This is a genomic window from Pedobacter sp. HMWF019 (genome assembly GCF_003061025.1).
Classification (GTDB): Bacteria; Bacteroidota; Bacteroidia; order Sphingobacteriales; family Sphingobacteriaceae; genus Pedobacter.
Map to the genome: position 1 here is coordinate 356 of NZ_QAIL01000538.1, position 5,256 is coordinate 5,611.

Below are 5,256 nucleotides of genomic sequence, written 5' to 3' on the forward strand. Positions count from 1 at the left end.
AAAGGTAAGCAGCATCTCTTTTGGTTTATTACCACTAAGGGAGACCTTGAAGGTATCCATTTTCGTGGAATCACTAAAGGGTTTTAAGACCGTTTTTAAATTGTTTTCCGTTGCTGCAGCCTTTTTGTCTGTACCAGAATTACAGGCTGAAAGCAAAAGGCCGATCATTAAGATAGATGCAATAATCTTCATTGGAATTGGAGTTTTATAGACCTAAGATAAGATTTAAGACTTAAAGATTCTATTCAAATCTTCTGGCGTATCTATAGCTAATGTTTCTAATGTGGTTGTTTTGGTCTGAATTCTATAACCATTTTCCAGCCATCTTAGTTGTTCGAGATTTTCTGCCCGTTCCAAGCTAGAGGACGGGAGTTTGGTAATCTCGTTCAAAACGGTTTTCGTATACCCATAAATACCTATATGTTTGTAAAAGGTATGGGCTTTCAGCCAATCTTTTTCTGAAGCGTTTCTGATATAGGGGATAGTTTGCCTGCTGAAATAAAGAGCCTCTCCGGCTGTATTTAATACAACTTTGGGAATATTGGTGTTCAGCAGTTCTTCCTGGCTGGTGATTGCTTTGATCAGGGTTGCTAATTGTACAGTCTTTTCCTGGAAACAGGAGGCAAGCAGATCAATTTGTTCTGGATTGATGTAAGGTTCGTCACCCTGTATATTTATTACATGATCAAAGCCCTTTAGCTGGGTTAACACTTCTGCGCAACGGTCTGTACCGCTTTGGTGGGTATCACTGGTCATGATATATGCCCCTCCAAAGCGTTCTACTTCCTGCGCAATACGTATGTCGTCTGTTGCGACTACAACCTGATCTAGAGATTTGGAAAGCGAAGCCTGCTCATATACTCTCTGGATCATGCTTTTTCCGTCTATTTGCACCAGGGGTTTTCCAGGGAATCTGGTGGATGCATACCGGGATGGTATAATGCCAAGGGTCTTCATCTTAGAAAAGACCGTGAATTTCTGCTTCTATAGATTGGATCACGGCGCCCAGGTCTTCGGGATTGCTGGTGAAATCGAGCTTGTCCTTATCCAGAATCAGCAGTTTTCCCAGTTTGTAGTCTTGGATCCAGGCTTCATATTTTTCATTCAGTTTGGACAGGTAGTCAATACGAATGCTGGCTTCGTATTCTCTTCCGCGGCGCTGAATGTTGTTCACAAGTGTCGGAACAGATGCTCTTAGGTAAACCAACAAATCTGGTGGCTTAATAAATGAGGTGATGTTGTCAAATATGGCCCTGTAGTTCTGGTGATCACGGGTGGTCATCAGACCCATTTCATGGAGGTTTTCTGCGAAAATATGTGCATCTTCATAAATGGTCCTGTCCTGGATCACATTTCTTTGATTGGTCTCAATTTCTGCAAGCTGCTGGAAACGGCTGTTGAGAAAATAGATTTGAAGGTTAAAGCTCCAGCGTTTCATGTCGCTGTAAAAATCTTCAAGATAGGGATTGTTATCTACTGCTTCGTACAAAGCCTCCCACCCGTAATTTTTAGCTAGCAAACCAGTTAGGGTTGTTTTGCCGGCACCAATATTTCCAACTATTGCTATATGCATATGTGTTTTTTTGAAGTAGTAAGATTTGATTCGTTCTGGTACTGTTATTGAATTAAAAAGGTTTAAAGCCGATCAGTTGCCTTACTTCCTTAATGGTTTTCTGTGCGCTTTCTCTTGCTTTTAAGGCGCCATGCTTAGCTACCTGTCTCAAGTATAGAGTATCTTTTGAAATTTCTTCAATCTTTTCACGGATTGGAGCGTTAGCAATGATCATATCTTCGGCCAGTTGTTTCTTGAAATCGCCATAGCGGATGGCCATTTTGTTGTACTGGTCTTCAAAATGACTAATTGTATCAGCACTGGATACAATTTTCATCAAGTCAAAAAGATTTTGTACTGCTTCGGGCTTTTGCTGATTTTCTTCTGTCGGACCACCGTCGGTTACCGCGCGTGAAACTTTTTTACGGATATCTTCTGGGCTGTCTGATAGATAAATACAGGTATTCTCTCCATTTGATTTACTCATTTTTCCTTTGCCATCAAGGCCGGGAATCTTAACCAGGTTTTCTGAGTAGCTGAAAGCGAATGATTCAGGGAATAAATCGGTATTGTATAATCTATTGAAACGGTTTCCGAAGGTACGGGTCATTTCAAGGTGTTGTTCCTGGTCTTTTCCAACCGGAACTTTGGTTGCTCTATGGATCAGAATGTCTGCAGCCATTAAGGTTGGATAGGTTAGCAAACCTGCATTAACGTTGTCGGGCTGTGAACGTACTTTATCTTTAAATGATGTGCTTCGTTCCAGTTCGCCCATGTAGGCATTCATGTTTAAATATAAATACAATTCTGCTACTTCAGGAACATCAGATTGAATGTAAATGGTCGTCTCTTCAGGGTTAATCCCGCAGGCCAGATATTCCACTAAAACGTGTCTCACATAGCCATGAAGGTCCTGAGGTGTTGGGTGTGTAGTTAATGAATGAAGATCTGCGATAAAAAAATAGCAGTTGTAATCATACTGCATTTTTACAAAATTGGTTACTGCACCAAAATAATTTCCTAAATGTAGTTTCCCTGTTGGGCGTATACCACTAACAACCGTTTCTTTCATAGGGCCGAAATTAATAAAAAAAAAGATTTGCGGCTGCAACTTTAAGCGTATATGGCGTTTTTTGCTATTTTTGAATTGATGATTAAGAACTTAAGATTACTCCACAGGGCGTATGTTGTTTTCGTTATTGTGTTCCTTTTTCTAATCTTTTATCCTTTCTATTATATAACTTCCAGAAAAACAGAATGGTTTGGTGTGCTTAATAAGCTAAGAAAAGCAAATAGTTTGCTATGCAGCTTTTTGACAGGTATTTTCTTTAGGATTAATTTGGATGAGCCGCTGGAGCAGAAAGAAACTTATATTTATTGTGCGAATCATACTTCTAACCTGGATGTGATGATCATTTGTGTCCTGGCTAAAGGAAGGTTCCATTTTATGGGAAAAGAGGAGCTGCTAAGGCATCCTATGTTTAAAATCTTTTTCAGTACTGTAGACATTCCTGTAAAAAGAGAAAGTCGTATGTCTGCTTTTCGTGCATTTAAGCGAGCGGGTGACAATCTGGAAAAGGGAATGAGCCTAGTGATCTTTCCCGAGGGTGGAATAGGTGAGGAACATTATCCGCCGGTGCTGATGCCCTTTAAAAACGGGGCTTTTCGTTTGGCTATTGAAAAGGGGGTGCGTATTGTTCCCGTAACAATGAATGTTTGGAAAAAGATGTTTGATGATGGTGCGAAATATGGAAGTCGTCCGGGGATTTGCGATATTTACGTCCACAAGGCGGTTAGTACAAAAGATTTGAAATTGGGAGAAGAGGACTTGCTGAAAGATCAGGTATTTGCGATAATAAATAGTAAACTTGCAGTGTAATGAACATAGATAAGAAAACCATACATAAAGTAGCTGATCTGGCCAGAATAGAGATCAGGGAGGAAGAAGTAGATCATCTTATTGGGGAGATGAGCAAGGTGCTGACTTTTATGGAAAAGCTCAATGAATTGGATACAGATAAGGTAGAACCACTGGTGTATATGAATCCGCAGGTAAATGTTTGGAGAGAAGATCAGGTAAAGGTAGAACTGAGCAAGGAAGAAGGATTAATGAACGCGGCGAAGCATACTGAAGAGTTTTTTATGGTGCCTAAGATCATAGAAAAATAGCAAAGGCTGTAACATTAGGCCCTGGTGAGCTGTCTAAAAAATAAAATATTATGGAAAAACCGTTGATCCACATTAAAGATATTGGACGTAAGTATGTGATAGGAACCGAAGTGATCCATGCTTTAAAGTCGGTTTCTCTGGATATACATAAGGGGGAGTTTGTCGCTTTAATGGGACCTTCGGGTTCTGGTAAGTCTACTCTGATGAATATTTTGGGTTGTCTGGATACACCGAGCAAAGGAGATTATATTCTAAATGGCATTAATGTGAGCCATATGAGTGAGAATGATCTTGCTGAAGTAAGAAACAAAGAGATTGGCTTTGTTTTCCAAACGTTTAATTTGTTGCCAAGGTCTACTTCACTTGATAATGTTGCGCTTCCGCTAATTTATGCTGGGGTGAGTAAAACTGAACGTAATAAGAAAGCACAGGCGGCACTTGAAAATGTTGGTCTTGGAAATAGGGTTACCCATAAGCCGAATGAGCTTTCAGGTGGCCAGCGCCAGCGTGTTGCGGTAGCGCGTGCACTGATCAATAATCCTTCTATCATACTTGCCGATGAGCCTACGGGAAACCTGGATACCAAAACCTCTATAGAGATTATGGGGCTGTTGGAAGAGATTCACAGTAAAGGAAACACCATTATCCTGGTTACGCATGAGGAAGATATCGCGCTTCATGCCCATCGTATTGTAAGGATGCGTGATGGTTTGATTGAAAATGATTTTCAAAATACTGATATTAAGACCGTTTCGCCACGTCTCACTGTGCTGCAGGAGAAGGGTGATGATTTTGAAACGATTGGATAAAGGGTATGAAACCATCATGTGCAGCGCTACACAAACCTAAATGAATAAATTTTGGTGGCACATATAACTTCATAACCTTTAAAAAAAATATATTCTGATGAAAATTTATACTAAGACCGGTGACAAGGGATTAACTTCGTTGATAGGAGGGACCCGCGTTCCCAAATTTCACCTGCGCATTGAGTGTTATGGTACCGTAGATGAACTTAATTCTTATCTGGGCCTGATTATGTGTCAGGATATAGATGGACATCATCAGGAGGTACTAAAAGAAATACAAGATCGTTTATTTACAGTTGGTGCTTCACTGGCCGCAGATCCGGAGAAATCAAGAATGAAAATTCCTGATCTTCATGAGAGCGATATTGAACTGCTGGAAAAAGAAATGGATACTATGAATGAGGTATTACCCGGTTTAAAACACTTTGTATTACCGGGGGGAAATACAGTGGTTTCTTACTGTCATATAGCAAGATGCATTTGCAGGAGGGCAGAACGACTTACGGTACATCTGGCTTCTGAAAGTTTTGTTGACGAAAAAATGACCATTTATTTGAATAGATTAAGTGATTATTTATTTGTTTTGGCTCGGAAATTGAATTTCGACGCTAAAACGGAAGAGAATATTTGGATTCCCCGCATTTAAAAATAAAGTGGAAAAAAAAGTTTGTTTTCATCAAGTTTTTTAATATACTTTTGCGGAATTAAAAAAGAATAACTAATAGT

At 39.8% G+C, this 5,256-nt stretch carries 7 protein-coding genes and 1 pseudogene; 4 read left to right on the forward strand and 4 right to left on the reverse strand.

Features of this window, described 5'->3' with window-relative positions; genetic code table 11:
* The 4 genes and pseudogenes from DBR11_RS30415 to trpS form a co-directional block, all read right to left on the reverse strand.
* A pseudogene (locus DBR11_RS30415) lies at positions 1-192 on the reverse strand (hypothetical protein); the annotation flags it as partial.
* A 33-nt stretch (positions 193-225) separates the two neighbouring features.
* A complete protein-coding gene (kdsB, locus tag DBR11_RS26505) occupies positions 226-957 on the reverse strand; it encodes a 3-deoxy-manno-octulosonate cytidylyltransferase (protein WP_108555574.1) in 732 nt (243 codons plus the stop codon).
* 1 nt (position 958) lies between these two features.
* Positions 959-1,573: a deoxynucleoside kinase gene (locus DBR11_RS26510; protein ID WP_108555575.1), complete on the reverse strand. Its 615-nt coding sequence runs from the start codon at positions 1,571-1,573 to the stop codon at positions 959-961.
* A 52-nt stretch (positions 1,574-1,625) separates the two neighbouring features.
* Positions 1,626-2,624, reverse strand: coding sequence for a tryptophan--tRNA ligase (gene trpS, locus DBR11_RS26515; RefSeq protein ID WP_108555576.1), 999 nt, complete (start codon positions 2,622-2,624; stop codon positions 1,626-1,628).
* 78 nt (positions 2,625-2,702) lie between these two features.
* On the opposite strand from trpS, the gene DBR11_RS26520 reads away from it, so the two are divergent.
* The 4 genes from DBR11_RS26520 (at position 2,703) to DBR11_RS26535 (ending at position 5,176) form a co-directional block, all read left to right on the forward strand.
* The gene (locus tag DBR11_RS26520) at positions 2,703-3,431 is read left to right on the forward strand and encodes a 1-acyl-sn-glycerol-3-phosphate acyltransferase (RefSeq protein WP_108555580.1); all 729 of its coding nucleotides are present in this window, start codon (positions 2,703-2,705) and stop codon (positions 3,429-3,431) included.
* Entirely contained in the window at positions 3,431-3,721 is a 291-nt protein-coding gene (gatC, locus tag DBR11_RS26525; RefSeq protein ID WP_108555577.1) for an Asp-tRNA(Asn)/Glu-tRNA(Gln) amidotransferase subunit GatC, read from the forward strand. The genes DBR11_RS26520 and gatC overlap by 1 nt, the downstream gene beginning before the upstream one ends.
* Before the next feature lie 50 nt (positions 3,722-3,771).
* Positions 3,772-4,530 (forward strand): ABC transporter ATP-binding protein, encoded by a 759-nt coding sequence (locus DBR11_RS26530; RefSeq protein ID WP_108555578.1) that lies wholly within the window; start codon positions 3,772-3,774, stop codon positions 4,528-4,530.
* 97 nt (positions 4,531-4,627) lie between these two features.
* Entirely contained in the window at positions 4,628-5,176 is a 549-nt protein-coding gene (locus DBR11_RS26535) for a cob(I)yrinic acid a,c-diamide adenosyltransferase (RefSeq protein ID WP_108555579.1), read from the forward strand.
* Positions 5,177-5,256: the final 80 nt, after the last annotated feature.

Coding starts and splice junctions, on each gene's coding strand:
- kdsB (WP_108555574.1), bottom strand. CDS start 957: ATGAAGACCCTTGGCATTATACCATCCCGGTATGCATCCACCAGATTC.
- DBR11_RS26510 (WP_108555575.1), bottom strand. CDS start 1,573: ATGCATATAGCAATAGTTGGAAATATTGGTGCCGGCAAAACAACCCTA.
- trpS (WP_108555576.1), bottom strand. CDS start 2,624: ATGAAAGAAACGGTTGTTAGTGGTATACGCCCAACAGGGAAACTACAT.
- DBR11_RS26520 (WP_108555580.1), top strand. CDS start 2,703: ATGATTAAGAACTTAAGATTACTCCACAGGGCGTATGTTGTTTTCGTT.
- gatC (WP_108555577.1), top strand. CDS start 3,431: ATGAACATAGATAAGAAAACCATACATAAAGTAGCTGATCTGGCCAGA.
- DBR11_RS26530 (WP_108555578.1), top strand. CDS start 3,772: ATGGAAAAACCGTTGATCCACATTAAAGATATTGGACGTAAGTATGTG.
- DBR11_RS26535 (WP_108555579.1), top strand. CDS start 4,628: ATGAAAATTTATACTAAGACCGGTGACAAGGGATTAACTTCGTTGATA.